The organism is Streptomyces sp. NPDC058469 (assembly GCF_042721125.1).
Classification (GTDB): Bacteria; Actinomycetota; Actinomycetes; order Streptomycetales; family Streptomycetaceae; genus Streptomyces.
In genome coordinates this window covers 43563-68692 of the sequence record NZ_JBHXME010000034.1, presented here as the reverse complement: position 1 = coordinate 68692, position 25130 = coordinate 43563, and the positions used below count along the sequence as shown (strand labels likewise).

Here is a 25130-nt window from a genome sequence, read left to right as displayed (position 1 = left end):
GGCGTACGACGAGAAGCGTTGGCTGCCTTCGACGACCAGCTCACGCCCCGGGACCGCCGAGGTCACGTGGAAACCGGCGAACGTCGAACCCTCGGCGAGGGGCCGGGGTCCGGAGGTCTCGCGGTCGGCGGCGCGGACCAGGTGTGCGTACAGGGTCGCCCGCGCGGAGGAGTGGCCCATCACCTGGCTCAGGCCGCGCCACACGGCGTCGGGCTCCGCCGCGACGACCGTGGTCTGTTCGCCGACACAGGGCAACGCGGCAATCTCCATCAGGACCTCCATGACGTAGGACCCGTCCCCCTCGCTACGACTGTCCCACAGTGCGGCCGGAGGCTCTCACTCCGCCGTCTTCCGCGCCAGCGCGTTGTTCCCTATCGAGTTGTGCACGCTGAAGCTCACCGCGTCCGAGCGGTAGCGGTCGTCCGACCACTCAACAGGGCGTCCCTCGCGGGTGGTTGTCACCCGGCGGACCCGGAGCAGCGGGCTGGTCCGGCGGATGCCGAGCAGCTCCGCGTCCTGCGCGCCCGCCGCGACCGCGTCGATGACGTGCTCGCCGTAGGCGAAGACCAACCCCGTGTCGTCGTACAGGCGTTGGGTCACCGAAGGGCACTCCGGCTCGATCGCCTCGACGGCGGGGGAGATCCAGTCGGCGTACACCGTCCGCTCCAGGAGGACCGGCTCGCCGTCCAGGCCGCGGACCCGCAGTACGTGCAACACCGGTGTCTTCTCCGGGAGTTGGAGGCGTACGGCGTCCTCGGCCGTGGCCGGGCGGTACTCCTGCGTGACCACGTGCCCGGTCGCCTCGCGGTCCATCGCGCGCGCCCACTCGGCGAAGCTGCGCAGTTCGGAGAAGCTCTGGCTGCGGCGGCTGGCCAGGACCACCCGGCGGGCACCCTGACGGGAGCCGATCAGCCCCTCGGCGGTGAGGGCCGCGACGGCCTGGCGGACCGTGCCGCGCGAGACGCCGTACTGCGCCGCGAGGTCCGTCTCCGCGGGCAGCAGGCTGCCGACTGTGTACTCCTCGCGGTCGATGGCCCTGCGCAGCTCGTCGGCGATCTCCTCGTGTCGCGCCGTCATGCTTCCCCTCCGAATTGACCACTGTGCACAGCGTGAGCAGCGTAGTCGAGTTCCCTTGGTGATCCGTGTCAGCCAGGAGTGTGCAGGGAATAAGGGGTCACGGTTTCGCCAATGTTTACGAACAAGACACCATCGGCGGGCGTACTGAGGCCAACTTGTTCAGACAAGTTCTCCGCTCTGCTCAAACCCTCGTGCGCACCCCTGGAGAGACCGTGACCGTGTCCCCGCCGAGAAACGCCGTCCTGGGTGGATCCCTCGCCGTCGTCGCCGCGCTCGCCCTCAGCGCCTGCGGCGCCGCTCCCACCAACTCGTCGACCACCGCCGACGGCAAGAACGCCGCCACCGCCACCTCCGTCGCCGACCTCGGCGGCATGGACGCCCTCGTGAAGGCGGCCAAGAAGGAGGGCACGCTGCACGCCATCGCGCTGCCCCGCGACTGGGCCAACTACGGCGCCCTCATCGACGGTTTCACCAAGAAGTACGGCATCAAGATCACGGACGAGAACCCGGACGGCTCCAGCCAGGACGAGATCAACGCCGTGACCTCCCGCAAGGGCCAGGACCGTGCGCCCGACGTCCTCGACCTCGGCAGCTCCTTCGCGCTGAGCGCCGCCCAGCAGGGCCTGCTCGCGCCGTACAAGGTCGCCTCCTTCGACCAGATCCCCGCGGGCCAGAAGGACCCGAAGGGGCAGTGGTTCAACGACTACGGCGGCTACATCTCCATCGGCTGCGACGCGAAGCGCGTGAAGACCTGTCCGACCACGTTCGCGGACCTGCTGAAGCCGCAGTACAAGGGCCAGGTCGCCCTCAACGGCAACCCCACCAAGTCGGGTTCGGCCTTCGGCGGCGTGTACGCGGCGGCGCTCGCCAACAAGGGGTCCTTCGACGACATCCAGCCGGGTCTCGACTTCTTCAACAAGCTGAAGAAGAACGGCAATTACACCCCCGTCGAGTCCACCCCGGCCACCGTCGAGAAGGGCGAGACGCCCATCTCCATCGACTGGGACTACCTCAACGCCGGTTACGCCGACGAGTTCAAGTCGAAGGGCGTCGACTGGAAGGTCACCATCCCGAGCGACGGCCAGTACGCGCAGTACTACTCGCAGGCCATCAACAAGGACGCCCCGCACCCGGCGGCCGCCCGTCTGTGGCAGGAGTACCTGTACAGCGCCGAGGGCCAGAACCTGTGGCTCAAGGGGTACGCGCGTCCGGCGCTGATGACCTCCATGGAGTCGGCCGGCACACTCGACAAGACCGCCGCCGCCAAGCTCCCGCAGGTCACCGGTACGCCCGCCTTCCCGACCGAGGCCCAGCAGAGCAAGGCCAAGACCGTCATCGCGCAGGGCTGGGCGAAGGCCGTCTCCGGATGACGGCCACGCTCACGCGGGCCGACGTGGCCGCCGCCGCTTCTGTGAAGCGGCGGCGCCGTGTCCCCGGCTGGATCGCCGTGGTCCCGCTGCTCGTCTTCGTCGCGGTCGCCTTCGGGGTGCCCGCCGTCGCGATGCTGAACGGCGCCTTCACCGTCAAGAACCAGACGACGGGCGCCACTTCGTACACCACCGCCAACCTGACCGACTCGCTGCGGGGCGCCTACTTCACCGCGCTGGTCGGCAGCGTCAAGCTGTCCGCCCTCGCGGGCGCCCTCGGCACCCTGCTCGGGCTGCCGCTCGCGCAGGTCGTCGTCACCTCCCGCTTCCGCGCGCTGCGCGAGGCCGTGCTCACCGCGTCCGGGGTACTCGCCAACTTCGGCGGTGTCCCGCTGGCCTTCGCGTTCGTCGCCACCCTCGGCAACGCCGGTGTGCTGACCACGCACCTGGGCCTGAAGGACAAGGGCTGGGACCTCTACAGCTTCTGGGGTCTGGTCCTCGTCTACCTGTACTTCCTCATCCCGCTGATGGTCCTCACCATCACCCCCGCCCTGGAGGGCCTGCGCACCCAGTGGCGTGAGGCCGCGCAGAACAACGGCGCCACCGGCGTGCAGTACTGGCGGCACGTCGCCCTGCCGGTGTTGCTGCCCTCACTGCTCGGCGGGTTCGTCCTCCTCTTCGGCAGCGCGTTCGCCGCCTACGCCACCGCCGCGGCCATGGTGGGCAGTTCCATCCCGCTGGTCACCCTGCAGATCGCCGACGCCATCTCCGGCAACGTGCTGGTCGGCCAGGAGAACGTCGCCCTCGCCCTCAGCCTCGACATGGTCCTGGTCGCGGGCCTGGTCATGGCCGTGTACCTGCCCCTGCAACGACGGAGCGCGCGATGGCTGGACGCCTGAACCTCTGGCGGTGGGTCGTCCTCGGCCTCGCCGCCCTGTACTTCCTGGTGCCGCTCGCCGCGTCCGTGATCTTCACGGTCGACGTGCCCGGCGAGGGCGTCACCTTCGACGCCTACACCCAGATCGTCTCCGCCGACGGCTTCACCTCCAGCCTGGTGCTCTCGCTGGAACTCGCCGCCGCCACCATCGCCGTCGTCCTGCTCCTGATGGTCCCCGCCATGGTCGCGCTACGGCTCGGCGCGCCCCGCCTGCGCCCCGTCGTCGAGGTGATCTGCTCGCTGCCGCTGGTGGTGCCGCCGATCGCCTTCGTCGCCGGTATCGCCACCGTCCTCAAGTGGGGCCCCGACTACCTCTCGCGCACCCCGCTGTTCGAGACCTTCGTCGCCATCCAGAACCCGAGCTTCCCCTTCATCCTCGTCCTCGCCTACGTCGTGATGGCGCTGCCGTTCGTGTACCGGGCGCTGGACTCCGGGCTCCGGGCGATCGACGTGAAGACCCTCGTCGAGGCCGCCCGCAGCTGCGGCGCGAACTGGCCGCAGGCGCTCGTGCGGGCCGTACTGCCCAATCTGCGCGGTGCGTTGCTCAACGCCTCCTTCCTCACCCTGGCCCTGGTGCTCGGCGAGTTCACCGTGGCCCAGCTGCTCGGCTTCCAGCCCTTCGCCGTGTGGATCTACAGCGTCGGCGGGTCCAACGCCCAGCTCTCCGTCGCCGTCTCCGTGCTCAGCCTGGTCGTCACCTGGGCACTGCTCCTCACGCTCGCCGGTGTCGGCGGGCGCGACAAAACCGCTTCGTCCCGGGGATGAACCATGACCGCCACCACGCTTGAGAAGACCGCCACGGAGAACGCCGCCACCGTCGAATTCCGGGGCCTGCGCCGGGAGTTCGGCGCCACGGTCGCACTCGACGGCCTCGACCTGACCGTCCGCCCCGGCGAGTTCCTGGCCCTGCTCGGCCCCTCCGGCTGCGGCAAGACCACCGCCCTGCGCATGCTCGCCGGCTTCGAACACCCCACCTCCGGCGAGGTGTTGGTCGACGGCAAGGACGTCACCGACGTCCCCGCGCACCGCCGCGACGCCGGGATGGTCTTCCAGTCGTACAGCCTCTTCCCGCATCTCAACGCCCTCGACAACGTCGCCTTCGGCCTGCGTATGCGCAAGGTGAACAAGGCCCAACGGCGGTTCCGCGCCAACGAGTTGCTCCACCTTGTCGGGCTCGGCGACAAGGGTGAGAGCTTCCCGCACCAGCTCTCCGGCGGCCAGCAGCAGCGCGTCGCCCTGGCCCGCGCGCTCGCCCTCCAGCCGCGTGTCCTGCTCCTGGACGAACCGCTGTCGGCGCTCGACGCCAAGGTACGGCTGTCCCTGCGTGAGGAGATCCGCCGCCTCCAGCAGGAACTCGGCATCACCACACTCTTCGTGACACACGATCAGGAAGAGGCACTGTCCATAGCCGACCGGGTCGCCGTGATGCGCGCCGGAAAGCTCGAACAGTGCGCCGCACCGGCCGAGTTGTACGGCCGGCCCGCGACCGCGTTCGTCGCCGAGTTCGTCGGCACGATGAGCCGGCTCCCGGGGCACCTCACGGACGGCACCGTCGAAGTGCTCGGCCAGCGGCTGCCGGTCGACGGCGAGGCACCGGCAGGACCCGAAGTCGACGTGCTCGTACGGCCCGAGGCGATCGACGTGCACGCCGACGAGGCCGGAGACGCGCGTGTCGTCGGCACCGCCTTCCTCGGCGCGGTCGTCCGGGTCAGCGTGCGACTCGGCGACGGCACCGAGGTCAAGGCCGACCTGCCCACGCACGAGGCCACCACCCTGGGCGCCGGCGTCGCCGTACGGGTGTCGCTGCCAGAACGGCCGGTCCTCGTGGCAGAGCGCGTCAACCCGTAGGGCCCACCGGCCCGTTGTGAACCCGCAGTGAAAGAGAGAAACGTGACCCCCCACACCCAACTCCCGCTCCAGGCCGTCCTGTTCGACATGGACGGAACGCTCGTCGACACCGAGCGGCTGTGGTGGGAGGCGGTGGAGCAGGTCGCGGGCAGGACCCTGACGGACGCGGACCAGCCGGAGGTGCTCGGCCGCCCGGTCGAGCACACCGCCGACTGGCTCGCCACGACCACGGGCGCCCCGGCGGCGGACCTCGCGGCCGCACTGCACCGGGAGTTCGCCACCCGCGTCCGCACCGGCATCGTGCCCCGCCCCGGCGCGCTCGACCTGCTCGACGCCCTCGCCCGCGACGGCGTTCCCACGGCGCTCGTCACCGCGTCCCCCCGCGCGGTCGCCGACACCGTCCTCGACGCCCTCGGCGCCGGCCGCTTCGCGGTCTCCGTCACCGCCGACGACACCGGGCTCACCAAGCCCGCCCCCGACCCCTACCTCGCCGCCTGCCGCGCCCTAGGCGTCGACCCGGCGGCCTGCGTGGCCGTCGAGGACACCCAGACCGGCGTCAGCTCCGCCGAGGCGGCCGGCTGCGCGGTCCTCGCCGTACCGTCGCTGGCACCGATCGACGCGGCACCCGGCCGGACCGTACGGGACAGTCTCGTCGGGGTCACCCCGGCCGACCTGCGCGCGATGGTGACGCACGAAACGCCGTACGAGCTACGAGTGTTGACCTGGAACCTCTGGCTCGGCGGCAGCAAGGTCGACGACCACCGGACCAAGCAGCTCAAGGCCATCGCGGAGACCGGCGCCGATGTGGTCGGCCTCCAGGAGACCGGCGGCACCGCCGCCGAGGAACTGGCCAAGGCGCTCGGCTGGCACCATCACCGGGCCGGCGAGAACCTCGGTGTCATCAGCCGCCACCCGATCACCGCCCGCTTCGGCGACCCGGACGTCGGCTTCTACGGAGCCGCCGGGGTGCGGATCACCGTGGCCGAGGGCCGCGAGGTCGACCTGTGGACCTGCCACCTCGACTACACGCCCTACGGCCCCTACGAGTCCGCCTTCGACGCGCTCCCGGCCGCTGGCCTGATCGCCCACGAGGAGGTACGGCTCACCCAGATGCGGGACACCCTGAGCCGGATCGCCGAGGTGACCGAGGACACCGTCCCCGTCGTCCTGGTCGGCGACTTCAACAGCCCCTCACACCTCGACTGGCCGGACGTGGAATGGCCGGTCACGAAGGCTGCGGAGGCGGCGGGCCTGCGCGACTCCTACCGGGAGGCCCACCCGGACCCGGCCGCCGACCCCGGCCACACCTGGTCGCCGATCCACCCCGTCCACGAGGACGGCAGCGGGCGCCCCGAGCCCCAGGACCGCATCGACTACGTCCTGCACCGGGGCCTGACCGTGCTCGACTCCCGCACGTTCGTCGTCGGCGCGCCGAGCGCCTGGCCGGATGTGTCGTCCAACTGCTGGCCCTCCGACCACGCGGCCGTCCTCACGGTGTTCGCGGTGCCCCGCCGTTAGATGCTCCGCTGGAAGGTCCGTGCGTCGGCCGCGGGTCCGTTGTGGCTGGTCGCGCCCGCGCGGCGGAGCCGCATATCGACTCAGCCCCGCGCCCCTTTGGGGCGCTGCCGTCAGGGGTTCCAGAAGAACGACACGTGCGCGCGGTCGAAGCGGCGCTCGGCCAGATCCTGCCGCGGGATCACCCAGTGCAGGGTGGATCCCTCCCGCCCGGTCAGTCCGATGTCCCACTGGGCGAGCAGGGTCCACTCCTCGGGGGCGGGCAGTTCCGTGGCGTCGACGGACCCGTGCGCTGCCTCCGTCCGGTGCCGTCGCGCCTGTTCCGCCTCCTCCGCGGCGTCCGCGACGGGGTCCGTCTCCGTGCACTCGTGGGAGGCGTACCCGCCGATGTGCAGCGGTCCGTCGACGACGATGTCGCCATGCGTCTCCTCCCACACCTCGGCCAGGTCCCAGGAGCGGGGGTGGCCGGGGAGGGCGGCGTCCTCCCGGCCGGGCTCCGGGGACGGGTCCAGGAAGTGGTGCGGCAGGGAGACATCGGGCGCCAGCCGCAGCTCCTCCTGCGGGAACTGCTCGTAGATGCCGAGCGCCTCGCCGTCGTCGAACTCGTTCCCCTCCTCGCCGTAGACGCAGGGGTACTTCGTCCTCCGCTCCTCGACGGGTGTCCCCTCGGGGATGTACACGACCTCTCCGGCCGTACCGCTGTAGTACGTCATCTCGGGGAAGCCGAAGAGCAGCAGGCGGCCGTCGGCCGGCAGGGCAAGGCCCGTCGCCTCCTCGGGCAGGGCGGCGCAGTCGAGGGTGGCGAGTAACGGGAACCAGGGGTCGGGGGCGTCGGCGGGCAGCAGCAGCGGACCGCCGAACCTGCCGACGACCGGCCCGTCCCCGCGAGTGACGAGGGTCCCGGACGGACGAGCGGTGGCGATCCACCGCTCGACGTCCTGGAGCGGTATCGCGCGGCTCAGCGCTTCCGCACGGAACGGCGTGAGTCGGTTCAACAGGTCAGGATTCATGGGCGGAAACCTACGCCCGGGGTCTGACAGCCGGTTCGCCGCACCGGGAACGGCCGGCACCCACCGGGCACGCAACGAATCGCCGCCCCGCCCCACCCGCACGCAACGAACCGCTCACCGGCGCGCAACAGCTCCTTCTTGTCCGGCCCAGCCCCTCAGCCGTACCGTCTAGGTGGGCCCCGATAGGTGGCTCTTCAACCTTTTCGTACCGGTGAGGAACACAGATGCGCACCGCCCTCCTCCAGAGCTCCGGCCGCCCCGGCTCCGTCGTCGAGAACCTCAAGGTCCTCGACGAGGCCGCGGGCCGGGCCGCGGCCGGCGGTGCCGGGCTGCTCGCCGCGCCGGAGATGTTCCTCACCGGATACGCGATCGGCGACGACATCGGCCGCCTCGCCGAGCCCGCCGACGGTGACTCCGCGGACGCCATCGCCGAGATCGCCGGCCGTCACGGGCTCGCCATCGCCTACGGCTATCCGGAGCGCGCCGGCGACACCGTGTACAACGCGGCCCAGCTGATCTCGGCCGACGGCACCCGCCTCGCCAACTACCGCAAGACCCACCTCTTCGGCGACTTCGAGCGCGCCCACTTCGCACCAGGCCAACAGCCGGTCGTCCAGGCCGAGTTGAACGGCCTGACGGTCGGCCTGATGATCTGCTACGACGTCGAGTTCCCGGAGCCCGTCCGCGCCCACGCCCTCGCCGGCACCGACCTGCTCCTCGTCCCGACGGCGAACATGCACCCGTTCCAGTTCGTCGCCGAGTCCCTGGTCCCGGTGCGGGCCTGGGAGAACCAGATGTACGTGGCGTACGTCAACAGGATCGGCCAGGAAGGGGAGTTCGACTTCTACGGCCTCTCCACGCTCGCCGGACCCGACGGAGTCGCCCGCACCCGCGCCGGCCGCGGCGAGGAACTCCTCCTCGCTGACCTGGACCCCGAGTTCCTCGCCAACTCCCGTGCGGCGAACCCGTATCTGCAGGACCGCCGCCCCGGCCTCTACGGGTCCCTCAGCTGAACCCCCCTGACTTTCCTGTTCTTTTCAGTGTCGCTAGGAGTCCGTACCCCATGACGTCCACGGTGCCCAACGCCGTTCTGCACGCCGACGAGCGGCAGCCGCCGATCACCATGTTCGGGCCGGACTTCCCGTACGCGTACGACGACTTCCTCGCCCATCCGGCGGGCCTCGGCCAGATACCCGCGACCGGGCACGGCACCGAAGTCGCGGTGATCGGCGGCGGGTTGTCCGGCATCGTGGCCGCCTACGAGCTGATGAAGATGGGCCTCAAGCCCGTCGTCTACGAGGCCGACCGGATCGGCGGCCGGCTGCGCACCGTCGGCTTCGACGGCTGCGACCCGTCGCTGACCGCCGAGATGGGCGCGATGCGCTTCCCGCCCTCCTCCACCGCCCTCCAGCACTACATCGACCTGGTGGGACTTGAGACCCGGCCGTTCCCCAACCCCCTTGCGGAGGCGACCCCTTCGACCGTCGTCGACCTCAAGGGCGAGTCGCACTACGCCACCACCGTCGACGACCTCCCGCAGGTCTACCGCGACGTGATGCACGCCTGGAACGCCTGCCTCGAAGAGGGCGCCGACTTCTCCGACATGAACCGCGCCATGCGCGAACGAGACGTCCCGCGCATCCGCGAGATCTGGTCGAAGCTCGTCGAGAAACTCGACAACCAGACCTTCTACGGCTTCCTCTGCGACTCCGAGTCCTTCAAGTCCTTCCGGCACCGCGAGATCTTCGGCCAGGTCGGCTTCGGAACGGGCGGCTGGGACACCGACTTCCCCAACTCGATCCTCGAAATCCTGCGCGTCGTCTACACCGAGGCCGACGACCACCACCGCGGCATCGTCGGCGGCTCCCAGCAACTCCCGCTCCGCCTCTGGGACCGCGAGCCGCAGAAGATCGTCCACTGGCCCTACGGCACCTCGCTGGCATCCCTGCACGTGGGCGGTGAACCCCGCCCCGCCGTGACCCGCCTGCACCGTACGGCCGGCAACGGGATCACGGTGACGGACGCGAACGGCGACATCCGCACCTACCAGGCGGCGATCTTCACCGCCCAGTCCTGGATGCTCCTCTCGAAGATCGCCTGCGACGACTCGCTCTTCCCGATCGACCACTGGACGGCGATCGAGCGCACCCACTACATGGAGAGCTCCAAGCTCTTCGTCCCCGTCGACCGGCCGTTCTGGCTCGACAAGGACGAGGAGACCGGCCGGGACGTCATGTCGATGACCCTCACTGACCGTATGACGCGCGGGACTTACCTCCTCGACGACGGCCCCGACAAGCCCGCCGTCATCTGCCTCTCGTACACCTGGTGCGACGACAGCCTCAAGTGGCTGCCGCTGTCCGCGAACGAGCGGATGGAGGTCATGCTGAAGTCGCTCGGCGAGATCTACCCGAAGGTCGACATCAGGAAGCACGTCATCGGCAACCCGGTGACCGTCTCCTGGGAGAACGAGCCCTACTTCATGGGCGCGTTCAAGGCCAACCTGCCCGGCCACTACCGCTACCAGCGGCGCCTGTTCACCCACTTCATGCAGGACCGGCTGCCCGGGGACAAGCGGGGCGTCTTCCTCGCAGGCGACGACATCTCCTGGACGGCCGGCTGGGCCGAGGGCGCCGTCCAGACCGCGCTGAACGCGGTCTGGGGCGTCATGCACCAACTCGGCGGCACGACCGACCCGACCAACCCCGGGCCGGGGGACGTCTACGACGAGATCGCGCCGGTCGAACTCCCGGAGGACTGAGGGGAGTTCAGATCCCGGCCGCCCGCGCCTTCTCGTACACCTCGGCGGCGACGTCCTTGAGTTCCTGGGCGTCCCGCGGAGTGGTCTGGAGGTCGACCAGGATCTCCTCCAGGCCGATCGCCGCGTGCGCCACCAGATCCTCGACGATCTGGTCGGCGCTGCCCTGGAAGGGCTGGCGGTCGGGACCGTCATAGGGCTTGGCCGTGTGCACGGCGTTGGCCCGCACGACCTTCTGGATCGGTTCCGTGCGACCGCGTTCGGCTGCCAGGTCCTGCAACTCCCGCCATTCGGCGGCCAGTTGCTCGGCGCCCATGGCCACGGGAATCCAGCCGTCGGCGTGGTCCACCAGCCGCCGCTGGGCCTTCTTGTTGCCCGCGGCCAGCAGGATCGGGATCGGTCGGGCGGGCTTGGGACCGACCACCGCGGAGGCTATCTTCGTCAGTCGGCCGTCGTACTTCACCGGGTCCGGGCCCCACACGGCCCGGCACACCTCGATCAGTTCGTCGAGCACCCTGCCGCGCTCCTCGAATGGCCGGATGCCTGCGGCCGCGTACTCGTCGAGCGACCAGCCGGTGCCCAGGCCCGCGACCACCCGGCCGCCGCTCGCCGCGTCCAACGAGGCCAGGGACTTGGCCAGTTGGAAGGGGATGCGCAGCGGCGCCACCAGCACACTGGTGCCCAGCCGCGCCCGCTCGGTGGCCCCGGCGGCGAGGGTGAGCGTGACCAGGGGCTCGGCCACGTCCCGGTACACGTCCGGCCAGGCGAGGCCCTCGATGTTGTACAGGCCCTGGGTGGCGGGCTCCGGGAAGAGGGCCCGCTCGAAGTCCCACAGGCTTTCGTAGCCGATCTCCTCGGCTCTGCGTGCCACGTCGGGAACGTCCCTGCCGATGGAATACTGCCGCATCTGGGGGAGGCTGAGGCCTAACCGAGTCGTCATTCCGGTGCTCCTCCGCAGTCGGGTGCGTGCCGTCAACGCAAGGCGATCACCAGGAGATTCCGAAGGGGCCCGCGGGTCGACCGGATCAGGCCACCTCAGCCGGACAGCGGGGTGAGCAGCATGCGTCCCGCGAGCCCGACGGCCGCGTCCAGCCGTTCGGTGAACTCCTCGGCGACATCGGGCAGTCCGCGCAGTGCCCACAGGGCCCGCGCCGCCGTCCAGGTGGCCTCCCGGGCGCGCTCCAGACTCCACGAGCCGAGCAGATGCGTGAGCGGATCGGCGATCTGGAACAGGTCGGGACCCGGCATCAGCTCCTCGCGGATGCGCTCCTCCAGCGACACGAGGAGATCGCCCACGCGGTCGAACTCGTCCTCCAGCTCGGCGGGTTCACAGTCGAGCGTCCGGCAGGCGTCCACGACGGCGAGCGCGAGATCGTGGCCGATGTGCGCGTTGATGCCCGAGAGGGCGAACTGCAGCGGTCGTACGCCGGGATGGCGGCGGAGCTGGAACAGCGGGCGCCAACAGGCGGGCGGGCGGCGCCCGTTGGCCGCCGCGTCCACGGCCGCCAGGTACCGCTCCGCGAACCGTACGTCCAGTGTGATCGCGGCCCGCGCGTCTGCGAACCGCCCGGCGTCGATGCGCCGGTCGACCGCCTCCGTGACGGCGAGGTAGACGCGGTTGAACACCGCGATCCCGTCCCGGGCGGGCAGGGTTTCGTCGAGGGCGCGCAGACGGGAGACGACGGAGTCCACGGGTGTGATCGCGGATGCGTCCACGGGCAGGTCCACACATGTGTCTACAGGTGTGGTGAAGTGTTCCAATTGCGCCATGGGGGCAGGGTCCCAGTCCTAGGCTGGCCGAAGTGCCGGCGGGACCGACGCTTCCCCAGAACGGGGGAACGCGGCCGTCGCACGGGAGGGGGAACCGCGCGGTGGCAGGCCTACGTGCCCAACGGCCGGCCGGACACAAGGCCGAGCGTGGGCCTACCGCACGGCACGGCGTGCTGGTCGCGGCGGCCTCGGTGGTGGTCGCGGTCGGCACGGTGACCGGGATGATCAACGCGCTGGACGACGGGCGTGGTTCGGACGAGGCGAGGCCCGACGTGACCGGGGCGACGCTGCTGGTGCCGCTGCCTGACGTACCGTCACCATCCGTCTCCACAACGGCGAGTGCCTCCGCGTCCGCCTCCGCCAAGCCGAAGAAGCGCACCGCACCTTCACCCACGAAGGCCGGCAAGAAGCAGCCGCAGGCCGTCTCCCCGAGCCTCTACCGTCACCCCGAGTCCCAGGTCCTCGACTGGGTCCGCGATCACCCCGCCGATCCCCGTACCGAGGTCATAGAGTCCCGGATCGCCGACCAGCCGGCGGCGGTGTGGTTCGCGGACTTCACGCCCACGACGATCACCTCCCGGGTCCGCGCGGTCACTTCGGGCGCCGCCGCGCAGGGCCGGGTGCCGGTCGTCGTGCCGTACGCGATCCCGGACCGCGACTGCGGCGGGGCCTCCGAGGGCGGTGCGTCGGACTTCGAGGCGTACGACGGGTGGATCGACAACTTCGCGGCGGGGCTTGGCTCCCGCGAGGTCGTCGTCATCCTGGAACCCGACGCCATAGCCCAGACCGACTGCCTCTCCGACGCCCAACGCACCGACCGCTTCATGGCGTTGGCCCGCGCGGGCCGCGTCCTGAAGACCGCCGACCCGAAGGCCCGCGTGTACTACGACGCGGGCCACTCCGACTGGAACCCGGCCGCGCAACAGGCGGCCCTGCTCAAGCAGGCGGGCGCGGCCTCCGCCGACTCCTCCGACGGGATCTTCAGCAACGTCTCGAATTTCCACGCCACTTCGGCCGAGATCGCCTACGACCGTCAGGTCCTCGACGCCCTCGGCGGCCCCGCGGGTCTCGGCGCCGTCATCGACACCAGCCGCAACGGCAACGGCGCCCCGGCCGACGGCCAGTGGTGCGACCCGGCGGGCCGGAAGATCGGCCGGGCGCCGACGCTGAACACCGGGGAGGCGCGGATCGACGGTTATCTGTGGGTCAAGTTGCCGGGGGAGTCGGACGGTTGCAAGGGCGCGGCCGGCACGTTCACGGCGTCGTACGCCTACGACTTGGCGCGCTGACCCGCGTCGTCGGGGGAGTCGTACGACGAGGTCCCCTCGTCGAGCAGCGGTTGGTCGGTCTTGAGGTGGGCGGGCGCGAGGAAGCGCAGGGCGTGGTAGCCGGTGATGACGACGAGCGTGCCCAGCGCGATGCCGCTGAGGGTGAAGTTGTCGGTGAACTTGATGGTGACACCGCCGACGCCGATGATGATGCCCGCCGCGGCCGGCACCAGGTTCAGCGGATTGCGCAGGTCCACACCGGAGTTGAGCCAGATCTGCGCGCCGAGCAGGCCGATCATGCCGTACAGGATGACGGTGATCCCACCGAGCACCCCGCCCGGGATCGCGGCCACGATCGCGCCGAACTTGGGGCAGAGCCCGAAGAGGAGCGCGAAGCCGGCGGCGGCCCAGTAGGCGGCGGTGGAGTAGACGCGGGTCGCGGCCATCACGCCGATGTTCTCGGAGTAGGTGGTGTTGGGCGGTCCGCCGACGGCGGTCGACAGCATCGACGCGACGCCGTCCGCCGAGATCGCCGTGCCCAGCCTGTCGTCCAGCGAGTCGCCGGTCATCTCCCCAACTGCCTTGACGTGCCCGGCGTTTTCGGCGACCAGAGCGATCACGACCGGCAGCGCGACCAGGATCGCCGACCACTGGAATGACGGTCCGTGGAAGGACGGCAGCCCGACCCAGTCGGCCTTGCCGACGCCGGACAGGTCCAGGCGCCAGTGGTCGGTGACCTCGCCGCTCGCGCTCATCGAGTGGATCCGGCCGAAGATCCGGTCGAACGCCCAGGAGATGCCGTAGCCGAAGACCAGGCCCAGGAAGATCGCGACGCGTGAGAAGAAACCACGCAGACAGACGACGGCCAGACCGGTGAACGCCATGACCAGCAGGGCCGTCCACTGGTCCTGCGGCCAGTACGTGGCGGCGGTCACCGGGGCGAGGTTGAAGCCGATCAGCATCACCACCGCGCCGGTGACGATCGGCGGCATCGCGGCGTGGATGATCCGCGCCCCGAACCGCTGCACGGCGACCCCGACCAGGAACAGCACGACCCCGACGACGAACACCGCGCCGGTCACCGTCGCGCTCGTGCCGCCCTGCGCGCGGATCACCGCGGCCACGCCCACGAAGGAGAGGGAACAGCCGAGATAGCTGGGCACCCGGCCCCTGGTCGCGAGCAGGAAGATCACGGTCGCCACGCCGGACATCATGATCGCGAGGTTGGGGTCCAGGCCCATCAGGACCGGAGCCACGAAGGACGCCCCGAACATCGCCACCACGTGCTGGGCGCCGAGTCCCACCGTGCGCGGCCAGGAGAGCCGTTCGTCGGGGCGGACGACCGCTCCGGGCGCGGGCGTCCGCCCGTCACCGTGCAGCTTCCAGCGCACGCCGAGGTCCATGGTGGGGTTCGCTCTCTCTGTACGTGAAGACGGTCCGGACCATTGTCACGGGCACCTCGGGGTTCTACGCTCGCACGGTTCCACTCATGAACAACATTCACATATCTGACCTGATCGGAGTTGATCGGTGAGTGCACAGATGAATGCCGGGGTGAGCGCCGGGGTGAGTGCAAGACCCCGACTGGGTGTTGTGCTGGCGGCCGGGGCCCTGCTGACAGCCGTGTTCGTCCCCTCCGCCTCCGCGCACACGGCGCCTGCCGTCCCCAAGAGCGCTGTCCCCGACACCGCCGTCCTCGACGGCGCCCGCCTCCAGCAGACCAAGCTCCGCCTGGACCGCGGTGACCCCCAACTCCGCCGTTCGCTCAAGCAGTTGACGACCCGCGCCGACAACTGGCTAGTCCAGGGCCCCTGGACGGTCGTCGACAAGCCAAAACCTGCCCCCGGCGGCGACGTTCACGACTACCTGAGCCAGGCCCCCTACTGGTGGCCCACGACCACCCCGACCGCCGACAACCCGTGGGGCTGCCCGTACGTCCAGCGCGACGGCCAGCGCAACCCCGAGGTCGACACGGGGACCGACCGCCAGGACGTGGAGAAGGTCTTCGACTCGACGTACGACCTCGCGCTCGCCTGGTACTACACCGGCGACAAGCGCTACGCGCAGAAGGCCGACCAGGTCCTGCGCACCTGGTTCCTCGACCCGGCCACGAAGATGAACCCCAACCTGGACCACGCCCAGTTCATCCCGTGCAAGTACGACGGCCGCGCCATCGGTGTCATCGACTTCTCGCAGTCGTACACCAGCGTCGTCGACGCCATCGCGATCCTCGGCACCGGCGCCCCCGGCTGGACGAGGAACGACCGTACGGCGATGGCCAGTTGGAACTCGGACTTCCTCGGCTGGCTGAAGAGCAGCGCCTTCGGCAAGGAGGAGGGAGCCGCCGCCAACAACCACGGCACCTTCTACGACATGCAGGTGGCCGCTCTCGCCTACGCGACCGGCGACAAGGCGCTGGCCAAGCGGACCGTCCTGGACGCGCGCGCCAAACGCATCGACCCGCAGATCGCGGGCGACGGGAGTCAGCCGCAGGAGCTCGCGCGGACACGGAGTTGGCACTACTCGACCTTCGACCTGGTCGCGTACACCCGGCTCGCGGCCATCGGCCGGCATGTCGGCGTGAACCTGTGGACCTATCAAGGCCCGGCCGGGCAGGGCCTGTTGAAGGCGGTGGACTATCTGCTGCCGGCCGCGACCGGTGCCGCCGCGTGGTCGCATCCGGAGCTGGAGTTCTACCGGTACGCGGCGAGCGACGTCGTCCACGCGGCGGCCGACGCGGGCGACGCCCGGGCGAAGGCCGCCGTACCGAAGCTGGAGGCGCCGCCCGGCGGTGACCTGTGGGCGCTGCGTCCGGCGGCCGAGCAGCTGGACTCGATCGCCGGTTGATCGGCCCCCCCGTAGGCCCGCCTGAGCAGGGCCTTCTCGACAGGGGCTCCTGAGCGGTCGCTTAGAATGGGGCGTCCCCACAGTCTCCACCGCCCCACCAGCACCGCTCGGGAGTCCCGCCGTGACCGTCGCAAGTCCGCCCGCCCCAGCCCTGTCCCACGGCCGGCTCATACCTGTCACCGTCCACTTCGACGACCTCGACGCGCTCGGCATGCTGCACAACGCGCGCTACCCGCTCCTCGTCGAGCGGGCGTGGACCGAGCTGTGGCAGGGGCACGGGGTCCGCTTCGACGGCGACTGGGCGGCTGCCGGGGACGCCTGCAACGTGGTGAAGGAACTGCTGATCAGCTACGAGGCGCCGGTCACCAGACCGGGTGCCTACGCCGTACACCTCTGGCTGGACCGGCTCGGCACCACCGGCCTGACGTACGGCTTCCGGTTCTGCTCGGCGGACGGATCGACGACGTATGCCACCGGTACCCGGGTCCTCGTCCGGCTGGACGCGGAGACGTTGCGCCCCGCGCCCTGGAGTGACGGGTTCAGGACCGTGGGCCGGACACTGCTGCGCTCGGCGGACTGACCTTCGGACGGTCCCGGTCCCCGGCGCGCAGTACGCCCGCGAAGACCACGAGCCCGCCCGCCAACACCGTGACCAGGCAGAACGACACGACCAGGCTCGTCGCCTGCGCCACCCCGCCGATCAGGCTCGGTGCGACCAGCCCCGAGGTGTAGGTGATCGTCGCGACGCCCGCGATGGCCTGGCTCGGGTTGGGCCCGCTGCGGCCCGCCGCCGCGAAGCACAGCGGGACGACCACGGCGATGCCCAGACCGAGCAGCGCGAACCCGCCCATCGTCAGCACCGGGTTCTCCGCGAGGACGATCAACAGCCCGCCGCACACGGCCAGGACACCGCCCGCGCGGACCGTGCGTACCGAACCGAAGCGGTTGACGACCGCGTCGCCGACCAGCCGGGCCACCGCCATCGTCAGCATGAAGCCGGTCGTCGAGGCCGCCGCGAGCCCGGCCGACGTGCCCAACTGGTCCTTCAGGAACACCGCCGACCAGTCCAGGCTCGCCCCCTCCGCGAACACCGCGCAGAAGCCCACCGCGCCGATGAGCAGCGCGGACTTCGGCGGCAGCGTGAACCGGGGCGGCGCTTCCTCCTCCTCGCCCGGCGGGATGTCGAGCACCCAGCCGCAGGCGGTCACGCCGAGCACGGTCAGGATCACGGCGGCGATGAGGTGGTGCACACGCGCGTCCGAGCCGAGGTGCGCGGCGAGGGTGCCGCCCGCCGAACCGATCAGGGCGCCCGCGCTCCACATGCCGTGCAGCCCGGAGAGGATCGACTTGCCGAGCAGGCGCTCGATCTCGACGCCGAGCGCGTTCATGGCGACGTCGGCCATGCCCGCGCTCGCGCCGTACGTGAACATCGCCAGGCACAGGGTGACGAGGTTCGGCGCGAGGGACGGCAGGACCAGGGACATGGTCCACATCGCGATCAGCCCGCGCAGCGCCGTACGGCTGCCGAAGCGATGGGTGATCCAGCCGGCCAGCGGCATCGAGCAGGAGGCGCCGAACGCCCCGAAGGCGAGGGCGAAACCGAGCCAGCCCGTGGCGACGTGCGCATGCTCCTGGATCCACGGCACGCGGGTCGCGAACGAGCCGGTGACCGCGCCGTGCACGGCGAAGACGGCCGCCACGGCGTACCGGGAGCGCTTCACCTCGTGTCGGTCGTAGACCACTTCGCTCATTGTCGGCCCCTCCTGCTGCTCAAGTCCCCGCCGCCGTTCAAAGTCCCTGCTCGCCTTGTTCTCGTCCCCTCTTGCGTCGCGTAAACTATCAGGAACCCTGCCTGATAGATAGAGAGTTACCGGCCGCCCGCCGCACCCCCTCGATCTGGGAGGATTCCCGGCATGCCCGCATCCCCGAGCACCGCCCGGGCCATCAACGACCGGCTCGCCCTGCGACTGCTGCAGCAGGAAGGCCCGCTGACGGCAGGGCAGTTGAAGCAGCTCACCGGACTGTCCCGGCCGACCGTCGCCGACCTCGTCGAACGCCTCACGGCCTCCGGGCTGATCGAGACGGCCGGTGAGTCCGGGGAGCAACGGCGCGGTCCGAACGCCCGGTTGTACCGCATCGTCGCCGACCGCGCGTACCTGGCCGCGCTGGACGTCCGCATGGAGGGCGTCTCCGTCCTCGTCTGCGATCTGGTGGGCCGGGTGCTGGCCGAGGCGTCCGTACCGATCGACGGCGACTCGGGCACGGGCCCTGCGGTCGAGCAGGCGGTGGCGCTGGTGGAACGGGCGGCGAAGGAGGCGGGCGCGGAGCACCTCCACACGGTGTGCGTCGGCGCCCCCGGTCTCATCGACCCGACCACCGGCGAACTCCGCGACACCACCGGTCTCCCCGCCTGGCACCGCCGCCTGGTCGCCGCCCTCCACGAACGCCTCCCCGACACCCGCATCGTCGTCGAGAACGAGACCAACCTCGCGGCCCTCGCCGAACAACGCGACGGCGCGGCCCACGACCGGGACACGTTCGTACTGCTCTGGCTGGGCATGGGCATCGGCGCGGCGGTGGTCCTGGACGGGGCGTTGCGCAGGGGGGCGTCGGGGGGCGCGGGCGAGCTTGGTTTTCTCCCGGTGCCAGGGACGCGGGGGCTCCCTTCGTCGACGGACTGCGAAGGGGGTTTCCACTCGCTGGCAGGGGCGGGGGCTGTGCTTGAACTGGCCCGGGAGTGCGGGGTGTTGGGGGCCGACGGTGCGGGGGAGGGGGCCGGTGCGGCGGGGGTGGTGCGATGGGCTGTCGCGGAGATGGGCGGCATCGGTGTCAGGGGTGACGCGGGCGTCGATGCCGGGGGTGAGCCCGATGTGGGTGACTCGGACGTCGGTGTCGACGCCGGGAACGACCCGGATGCGAGCGTCGACGCCGGTCGTCCGGACCCCACGCGAGACACCGGCCCCCGCAACGCTTCCGCCGCCCGCTTCCTGGACGCCCTCGCCGACCGCCTCGCCCTCGGTGTCGCTTCAGTCGTCGCCCTGCTGGACCCCGGTTGCGTGGTCCTCGGCGGCGAGGTCGGGCAGGCGGGCGGTGACGAACTCGCCGTACGGGTCGCCGAGCGGATCGTCCGCATGTCCCCCTTGCCCGCAGAGGTGCGCCCGAGCGTCCTCGGCGGCGCCGCCGTCCTGCGCGGCGCGCTGCTTACGGCGCAGGACGGAGCGCGGGACGACCTGTTCGGATAGCCGACGGATCACCCGGTCACATGGGCCGCCGCCGGCAGTCATCAACTCCGGTGCGCCTCGAACTCGTCGGCGATCGTCATGCGTTCAGCCTGCCGGAAGCCACCGCAGAGCCGTGGCCGAGCCCTCGCGGAGCCGCGTACGGCATACGTGACACACGTGCTGAGTGGCCCGGCGGTGGGCAAGGGCCGTCGTCACCACCGCCGGACCGGTCCAGGGAGATCCGAAAAGGACTAGACCATATGATCCAGCAGGTAGGGGCCGGTTGAGAAGTCCAGCGGCACTGTCTGTGAGCCAGCCCACACCATTCACCTGGATGGACCCTTGCGGGGCGTGGCACACTGGCCGTGTACCAGAAGCAGCGCACTCCGGGGTCGGTGAAAGTCCGAACCGGCGGTTACAGTCCGCGACCCGTCCGCTTCCAGCGGCCGGTTGACCAGGTGAAATTCCTGGACCGACGGTTAAAGTCCGGATGGGAGGCAGTGCGCGGCGGGCGGGCATTCGTGCGCGCCGCCGTATCGGCTCGTCCAGCGTGGGCGGGTTCTTCCGGCGTCGTCCTCGGTGCTTTCGTCCGTTTCATTCTGTCGTCATCGACAGGCCCCGGAGTCCGTGCCCTATGAGGCAGGAGGACCCGGGAAGTGTTCACCGGAATCGTCGAAGAGCTGGGTGAGGTCACCGCCGTCGAGAATCTCGACGACGCCTCCCGCTTCCGTCTGCGCGGCCCCATCGTCACCGAGGGCGCGAAGCACGGCGACTCCATCGCCGTGAACGGCGTCTGTCTCACCGTCGTCGAGCACGAGGGTGACGAGTTCACCGCCGACGTCATGGCCGAGACCCTGAACCGCTCCAGCCTCGGCGTCCTCGCCGTCGGCTCCCGCGTCAACCTCGAACGCCCCATGGCCCTCGGTGCCCGCCTCGGCGGCCACATCGTGCAGGGGCACGTCGACGGCACCGGCGAGGTGATCGAGCGCAAGCCGTCCGAGAACTGGGAGATCGTCAAGATCTCGCTCCCGGCCGACCTCACGCGCTACGTCGTCGAGAAGGGCTCCATCACCGTCGACGGCATCAGCCTCACCGTCGTCGACGCGGGCCCGGACTACTTCACCGTCAGCCTCATCCCCACCACCCTCGACCTGACCACGCTCGGCCTCAAGCAGCCCGGCGACCCGGTCAACCTAGAGGTCGACGTCATCGCCAAGTACGTGGAGCGGCTCATGGGTTCACGCGAGGTGACCCCGTGAACTGGCTCAACTCCGAGGCCTTCGTCCTGTTCGGCCAGCACATCAAGTGGTCGGACATGATCGGCAACGTCATCGGACTGATCGGCCTCGCGTTCGGCTGGCGGCGGTCCATCTGGAGCTGGCCCACCCAGTTCGTCTCCGGCGTGATCCTCTTCGCCGCCTTCGCCACCGCCCACCTCTCCGGCAGCGCCGGCAAGCAGATCGTCGTCATGGTCGTCGCGGTCTACGGCTGGTGGCAGTGGAACCGCGGCACGGGCGGATCCGCCGACGGCCACATCACCCCCCGCTTCGCCACCTGGCGCGAGCGCGCGATCCTGGCCGGCTCCGCCGCCGTAGGGACCGTGGCCGTGGCAGCCCTCTTCAAGGCGTACCCGTCCCTGTCCTGGGACCCGTGGCCCGACGCGTACATCTTCGTCGGCACCGTCGTCGCGATGTACGCCCAGGCCCGCGGCATGGTCGAGTTCTGGTTCGCCTGGCTCCTCGTCGACCTCGTCGGCGTCCCCCTCAACTTCGCCAACGGCTTCGCGTTCTCCGGCTTCGTCTACGTCATCTACGGCGCACTCGTCCTGTGGGGCATGCGCGACTGGTGGCTGCGCTCCCGCAAGGCCCCGCAGCCCGTCCTGGAAGGAGCGCCGGCATGACAGCCCGCCCGTCACCCACCACCGCCCTGAACGAGGCGCATCGCGCCACCCCCTCCATCCCGCCGATCCTCTACAGCACAGACGGTTTCGAGGACTTCTCCCTCGACCCGGTCGAGCAGGCCATCGCCGACATCGCGGCCGGCCGCCCCGTCGTGGTCGTCGACGACGAGGACCGCGAGAACGAGGGCGACCTCGTCATCGCCGCCGAGAAGGCGACCCCCGAGATCATCGCGTTCATGATGAGCGAGTGCCGCGGCCTGATCTGCGCCCCCATGGAGGGCGAGGAACTGGACCGGCTCCGGCTCCCGCAGATGGTCGAGGACAACACCGAGTCGATGAAAACCGCGTTCACAGTCTCCGTGGACGCCTCGCCTGTTCACGGTGTGACCACCGGTATCTCGGCCTCCGACCGCGCGACCACGCTTCAGGTCCTCGCGAGCGGCAGCGCCCAGGCCGACGACCTCGTCCGCCCCGGCCACATCTTCCCGCTGCGCGCCCGGTCCGGCGGCGTGCTCGTCCGCAACGGCCACACGGAGGCCGCCGTCGACCTCGCCCGCCTCGCGGGCCTGCGCCCGGCCGGCGCGATCGTCGAGATCGCGGGCGAGGACGGCCGTATGCTCCGCCTCCCCGAACTGATCCCGTTCGCCCGCAAGCACGGCCTGACGATCATCTCCATCGAGGACCTGATCACCTACCGCCAGGCCGCCGAGCCCACCGTCCGCCGCGAGGCCGAGGTCCAACTCCCCACCCGCCACGGCCAGTTCACGGCGTACGGCTACCGGTCCACCGTGGACGGAGTGGAGCACGTAGCCCTCGTCCACGGCGAGATCGGCGACGGTGAGGACGTTCTCGTCCGCGTCCACTCCGAGTGCCTCACCGGCGACGTCTTCCACTCCCTGCGCTGCGACTGCGGCCCCCAGCTGGAGGCCTCCCTGGAGCGCATCCAGGAGGAGGGCAGGGGAGTGGTCGTCTACCTGCGCGGCCACGAGGGACGCGGCATCGGCCTGCTCTCCAAGCTCCGGGCGTACGAACTCCAGGAGCGTGGCCGGGACACCCTCGACGCCAACCTGGAGCTCGGCCTGCCCGCCGACGCCCGGGACTACGGCGCCGGCGCGCAGATCCTGGAGGACCTCGGGGTGCACAGCCTGCGCCTGATGACCAACAACCCCGACAAGACCGCCGCGCTCGTCCGGCACGGCCTCAAGGTCACCGGCCGGGAGCCGATGCCCGTACAGGCGGGCGAGCACAACCTCCGCTACCTGCGCACCAAGCGGGACCGGATGGGGCACGACCTGCCCTGGCTGGACGCGGCCCCCGTGTCCACCTGCGGCAACCAGTAGTCGCGCAATCGCGCTTCTACGCGTCATCGCACTTTTAGGAGACAAGAGAACGTGAGCGGCAAGGGCGCACCCGAACTGTCCGTACGCAACGTCGGAGACCTGCGGGTCGCCGTCATCGCGGCGCAGTGGCACGAAAAGGTGATGGACGGTCTGGTGGACGGCGCCCTGCGCGCCCTGCACGACCTGGGGATCGACGAGCCGACCCTGCTCCGGGTCCCCGGCAGCTGGGAACTCCCGGTCGTGGCAAAGGTGTTGGCGGGCCGGGGCTACGACGCGATCGTCGCCCTCGGTGTCGTGATCCGCGGCGGCACCCCCCACTTCGAGTACGTGTGCCAGGGCGTGGTCCAGGGCCTCACCCAGGTCTCGGTCGAGACCGGCGTCCCCGTCGGCATGGGCGTCCTGACCTGCGACACCGAGGAGCAGGCCCTGGACCGGGCGGGCCTGGAGGGCTCGAACGAGGACAAGGGGCACGAGGCGGTGACGGCGGCCGTGGCGACGGCGGCCACTCTCCGCTCAGTATCTGAACCGTGGCGTTAAGCCCACGATTGTTTGCAATAGGGTGGGCAGCACCATGTCCAATAAGACGTTCGAGGAGCTCTTCACCGAGCTCCAGCAGAAGGCCGCCACCGGCGACCCCGCCACTTCCCGCACCGCAGAGCTGGTCGGCAAGGGAGTCCATGCCATCGGCAAGAAGGTCGTAGAAGAGGCCGCCGAGGTCTGGATGGCCGCAGAGTACGAGGGCAAGGAAGCGGCCGCCGAGGAGATCTCGCAGCTGCTCTACCACGTCCAGGTGATGATGGTCGCCCGCGGAATCTCGCTGGACGACGTCTACGCCCACCTGTAAAACCCTTATCAGCCAGTTCACCCCTTTTCACGCGAAGGAAGCCGACCTCATGCTGCGCATCGCCGTCCCCAACAAGGGTTCCCTGTCAGGACCTGCGGCGGACATGCTGCATGAGGCCGGCTACCAGCAGCGCCGGGAGTCCAAGGAGCTGCGGATCGTCGACCCGGTCAACGAGGTGGAGTTCTTCTACCTCCGCCCCCGCGACATCGCGATCTACGTCTCCTCCGGCCGCCTCGACATCGGCATCACCGGCCGCGACCTGCTCATCGACTCCGCCGCGAGCGCCGAGGAGATCCTCCCGCTCGGCTTCGCCCGCTCCACGTTCCGCTTCGCCTCGAAGCCGGGCGCGGCGAGCGGCATGGAGGACCTCAAGGGCAAGACGGTCGCCACCTCGTACGAGGGCATCGTCGCCAAGCACCTCGCGGACAACGGCATCGACGCCTCCGTCGTCCACCTCGACGGCGCCGTGGAGACCGCCATCGAGCTGGGCGTCGCCGAAGTCATCGCCGACGTCGTCGAGACCGGCACCTCGCTGCGCAACGCGGGCCTTGAGGTCTTCGGCGACCCGATCATGAAGTCCGAGGCCGTCGTCATCCGCCGCAGGGGCGCCGAGGCCGACGACACCGCGGAGACCAAGGTCCAGCAGTTCCTGCGCCGCCTCCAGGGCGTCCTGGTCGCCCGGACGTACGTGATGATGGACTACGACTGCCGGGTCGAGCAGCTGGAGAAGGCCGTCGCGCTCACCCCCGGCCTGGAGTCCCCGACCGTCTCCCCGCTGCACAACGAGGGCTGGGTCGCCGTCCGCGCGATGGTCCCCGCCAAGGAAGCGCAGCGGATCATGGACGACCTGTACGACATCGGTGCCCGGGCCATCCTGACGACGGCCATCCACGCCTGCCGTCTCTGAGGAACACACCGACCATGTCCGAACTCCCCGTCCTGCCGGTCACGTTCCGGCCGGGCCGCACCCGCGCCGTGCTGCTCACCGCGGGCGTCGCGATCTTCGTCGTCATCACGACCGTCGCGATGCTCCTGGAGCAGCTCACCCCGGGCGAGAAGCTCAGCTTCGTCTTCACCGGTGCCCTCCTCTTCGCCGTGCTGGCCGTGCTCGCGCGGGTGAAGGTCGTCGCCGACGAGTCCGGTGTCACCGTCGTGAACATCGTCAGCAGGCGTCGGCTGGAGTGGGCCGAGATCCTCCAGGTGAATCTGCGCCCCGGCGACCCCTGGGTGTTCCTCAACCTCAGCGACGGCACCAGCCTGCCCGTGCTCGGCATTCAGCCCGGTATCGCCAAGGAGCGGGCCATCGCCGACGCGCGTGCTCTGCGGGCGCTCGCCGAGGACCGGTCGCCGAGGGATCTGCCGTAGATGGCCATGTCTTGATTAATCTGTTGTCGGTGGCGTTTTTCCTCACGCCTCCGCCACCGATGT

Annotated in this window: 24 protein-coding genes, 1 pseudogene and 1 riboswitch; of the genes and pseudogenes, 18 read left to right on the top strand and 7 right to left on the bottom strand. The window is 70.3% G+C overall.

Annotated features, from left to right (window positions below; genetic code table 11):
- Nucleotides 1–270 (bottom strand): annotated as a pseudogene (locus ACFWP5_RS17690) (hypothetical protein); the annotation flags it as partial.
- Between the two features lie 66 nt (nucleotides 271–336).
- Nucleotides 337–1077 carry a GntR family transcriptional regulator gene (locus ACFWP5_RS17685; RefSeq protein ID WP_384156622.1) on the bottom strand — a complete coding sequence of 247 codons (741 nt, stop codon included), beginning with the start codon at nucleotides 1075–1077 and terminating at the stop codon, nucleotides 337–339.
- A 212-nt stretch (nucleotides 1078–1289) separates the two neighbouring features.
- On the opposite strand from ACFWP5_RS17685, the gene ACFWP5_RS17680 reads away from it, so the two are divergent.
- The 5 genes from ACFWP5_RS17680 to ACFWP5_RS17660 are packed head-to-tail and all read left to right on the top strand — an operon-like array spanning nucleotide 1290 to nucleotide 6747.
- Nucleotides 1290–2447, top strand: coding sequence for an ABC transporter substrate-binding protein (locus ACFWP5_RS17680; RefSeq protein WP_384156619.1), 1158 nt, complete (start codon nucleotides 1290–1292; stop codon nucleotides 2445–2447).
- The gene (locus ACFWP5_RS17675; protein WP_384156616.1) at nucleotides 2444–3343 is read left to right on the top strand and encodes an ABC transporter permease; all 900 of its coding nucleotides are present in this window, start codon (nucleotides 2444–2446) and stop codon (nucleotides 3341–3343) included. Before ACFWP5_RS17680 ends, ACFWP5_RS17675 begins: the two co-directional genes overlap by 4 nt.
- Nucleotides 3328–4146, top strand: a complete 819-nt coding sequence (locus ACFWP5_RS17670) for an ABC transporter permease (protein WP_384156614.1) — start codon at nucleotides 3328–3330, stop codon at nucleotides 4144–4146. The genes ACFWP5_RS17675 and ACFWP5_RS17670 overlap by 16 nt, the downstream gene beginning before the upstream one ends.
- A 3-nt stretch (nucleotides 4147–4149) precedes the next feature.
- The gene (locus tag ACFWP5_RS17665) at nucleotides 4150–5229 is read left to right on the top strand and encodes an ABC transporter ATP-binding protein (protein ID WP_384156611.1); all 1080 of its coding nucleotides are present in this window, start codon (nucleotides 4150–4152) and stop codon (nucleotides 5227–5229) included.
- Nucleotides 5230–5271: 42 nt separating this feature from the next.
- Complete coding sequence (locus ACFWP5_RS17660) at nucleotides 5272–6747, top strand: HAD-IA family hydrolase (protein ID WP_384156608.1); 1476 nt, start codon at nucleotides 5272–5274, stop codon at nucleotides 6745–6747.
- Between the two features lie 110 nt (nucleotides 6748–6857).
- On the opposite strand, the gene ACFWP5_RS17655 is transcribed toward ACFWP5_RS17660, so the two are convergent.
- Nucleotides 6858–7754, bottom strand: coding sequence for a DUF1963 domain-containing protein (locus tag ACFWP5_RS17655; protein ID WP_384156605.1), 897 nt, complete (start codon nucleotides 7752–7754; stop codon nucleotides 6858–6860).
- 224 nt (nucleotides 7755–7978) lie between these two features.
- Here ACFWP5_RS17655 and ACFWP5_RS17650 point away from each other — a divergent pair, with 224 nt between their 5' ends.
- Nucleotides 7979–8767, top strand: a complete 789-nt coding sequence (locus ACFWP5_RS17650; RefSeq protein WP_384156602.1) for a carbon-nitrogen hydrolase family protein — start codon at nucleotides 7979–7981, stop codon at nucleotides 8765–8767.
- 50 nt (nucleotides 8768–8817) lie between these two features.
- Nucleotides 8818–10515, top strand: a complete 1698-nt coding sequence (locus ACFWP5_RS17645) for a flavin monoamine oxidase family protein (RefSeq protein ID WP_384156599.1) — start codon at nucleotides 8818–8820, stop codon at nucleotides 10513–10515.
- Nucleotides 10516–10522: 7 nt separating this feature from the next.
- On the opposite strand, the gene ACFWP5_RS17640 is transcribed toward ACFWP5_RS17645, so the two are convergent.
- Nucleotides 10523–11452: an LLM class F420-dependent oxidoreductase gene (locus ACFWP5_RS17640; RefSeq protein WP_384156596.1), complete on the bottom strand. Its 930-nt coding sequence runs from the start codon at nucleotides 11450–11452 to the stop codon at nucleotides 10523–10525.
- Nucleotides 11453–11547: 95 nt separating this feature from the next.
- On the bottom strand, nucleotides 11548–12282 hold the full coding sequence (locus ACFWP5_RS17635) for a DUF5995 family protein (RefSeq protein WP_384156593.1): 735 nt from the start codon (nucleotides 12280–12282) through the stop codon (nucleotides 11548–11550).
- Nucleotides 12283–12452: 170 nt separating this feature from the next.
- Here ACFWP5_RS17635 and ACFWP5_RS17630 point away from each other — a divergent pair, with 170 nt between their 5' ends.
- Nucleotides 12453–13571 (top strand): glycoside hydrolase family 6 protein, encoded by a 1119-nt coding sequence (locus tag ACFWP5_RS17630; protein ID WP_384156628.1) that lies wholly within the window; start codon nucleotides 12453–12455, stop codon nucleotides 13569–13571.
- Here ACFWP5_RS17630 and ACFWP5_RS17625 read toward each other — a convergent pair.
- On the bottom strand, nucleotides 13553–14953 hold the full coding sequence (locus ACFWP5_RS17625; RefSeq protein ID WP_384156591.1) for a uracil-xanthine permease family protein: 1401 nt from the start codon (nucleotides 14951–14953) through the stop codon (nucleotides 13553–13555). The two genes, ACFWP5_RS17630 and ACFWP5_RS17625, sit on opposite strands and share 19 nt — an antisense overlap.
- A gap of 163 nt (nucleotides 14954–15116) precedes the next feature.
- On the opposite strand from ACFWP5_RS17625, the gene ACFWP5_RS17620 reads away from it, so the two are divergent.
- The gene (locus ACFWP5_RS17620; RefSeq protein WP_384156588.1) at nucleotides 15117–16397 is read left to right on the top strand and encodes an alginate lyase family protein; all 1281 of its coding nucleotides are present in this window, start codon (nucleotides 15117–15119) and stop codon (nucleotides 16395–16397) included.
- A gap of 121 nt (nucleotides 16398–16518) precedes the next feature.
- Complete coding sequence (locus ACFWP5_RS17615; RefSeq protein WP_384156585.1) at nucleotides 16519–16977, top strand: acyl-CoA thioesterase; 459 nt, start codon at nucleotides 16519–16521, stop codon at nucleotides 16975–16977.
- On the opposite strand, the gene ACFWP5_RS17610 is transcribed toward ACFWP5_RS17615, so the two are convergent.
- Nucleotides 16937–18148, bottom strand: a complete 1212-nt coding sequence (locus ACFWP5_RS17610) for an MFS transporter (RefSeq protein ID WP_384156582.1) — start codon at nucleotides 18146–18148, stop codon at nucleotides 16937–16939. The two genes, ACFWP5_RS17615 and ACFWP5_RS17610, sit on opposite strands and share 41 nt — an antisense overlap.
- 162 nt (nucleotides 18149–18310) lie before the next feature.
- Between ACFWP5_RS17610 and ACFWP5_RS17605 the strand changes: the two genes are divergently transcribed.
- The 8 genes from ACFWP5_RS17605 (at nucleotide 18311) to ACFWP5_RS17570 (ending at nucleotide 25067) form a co-directional block, all read left to right on the top strand.
- Nucleotides 18311–19639: an ROK family transcriptional regulator gene (locus tag ACFWP5_RS17605; RefSeq protein WP_384156579.1), complete on the top strand. Its 1329-nt coding sequence runs from the start codon at nucleotides 18311–18313 to the stop codon at nucleotides 19637–19639.
- Nucleotides 19640–19995: 356 nt separating this feature from the next.
- Nucleotides 19996–20126: riboswitch (FMN riboswitch) on the top strand.
- 148 nt (nucleotides 20127–20274) lie between these two features.
- A complete protein-coding gene (locus ACFWP5_RS17600) occupies nucleotides 20275–20877 on the top strand; it encodes a riboflavin synthase (RefSeq protein WP_384156576.1) in 603 nt (200 codons plus the stop codon).
- Complete coding sequence (locus tag ACFWP5_RS17595; RefSeq protein ID WP_384156574.1) at nucleotides 20874–21518, top strand: nicotinamide riboside transporter PnuC; 645 nt, start codon at nucleotides 20874–20876, stop codon at nucleotides 21516–21518. The genes ACFWP5_RS17600 and ACFWP5_RS17595 overlap by 4 nt, the downstream gene beginning before the upstream one ends.
- Entirely contained in the window at nucleotides 21515–22858 is a 1344-nt protein-coding gene (locus ACFWP5_RS17590; protein ID WP_384156572.1) for a bifunctional 3,4-dihydroxy-2-butanone-4-phosphate synthase/GTP cyclohydrolase II, read from the top strand. The genes ACFWP5_RS17595 and ACFWP5_RS17590 overlap by 4 nt, the downstream gene beginning before the upstream one ends.
- Before the next feature lie 51 nt (nucleotides 22859–22909).
- Nucleotides 22910–23395 carry a 6,7-dimethyl-8-ribityllumazine synthase gene (ribH, locus tag ACFWP5_RS17585; protein WP_019059681.1) on the top strand — a complete coding sequence of 162 codons (486 nt, stop codon included), beginning with the start codon at nucleotides 22910–22912 and terminating at the stop codon, nucleotides 23393–23395.
- Between the two features lie 34 nt (nucleotides 23396–23429).
- On the top strand, nucleotides 23430–23702 hold the full coding sequence (locus tag ACFWP5_RS17580) for a phosphoribosyl-ATP diphosphatase (RefSeq protein ID WP_018534786.1): 273 nt from the start codon (nucleotides 23430–23432) through the stop codon (nucleotides 23700–23702).
- Nucleotides 23703–23751: 49 nt separating this feature from the next.
- The gene (gene hisG, locus ACFWP5_RS17575; RefSeq protein ID WP_384156567.1) at nucleotides 23752–24609 is read left to right on the top strand and encodes an ATP phosphoribosyltransferase; all 858 of its coding nucleotides are present in this window, start codon (nucleotides 23752–23754) and stop codon (nucleotides 24607–24609) included.
- A gap of 14 nt (nucleotides 24610–24623) precedes the next feature.
- The gene (locus tag ACFWP5_RS17570) at nucleotides 24624–25067 is read left to right on the top strand and encodes a PH domain-containing protein (protein WP_384156565.1); all 444 of its coding nucleotides are present in this window, start codon (nucleotides 24624–24626) and stop codon (nucleotides 25065–25067) included.
- Nucleotides 25068–25130: the final 63 nt, after the last annotated feature.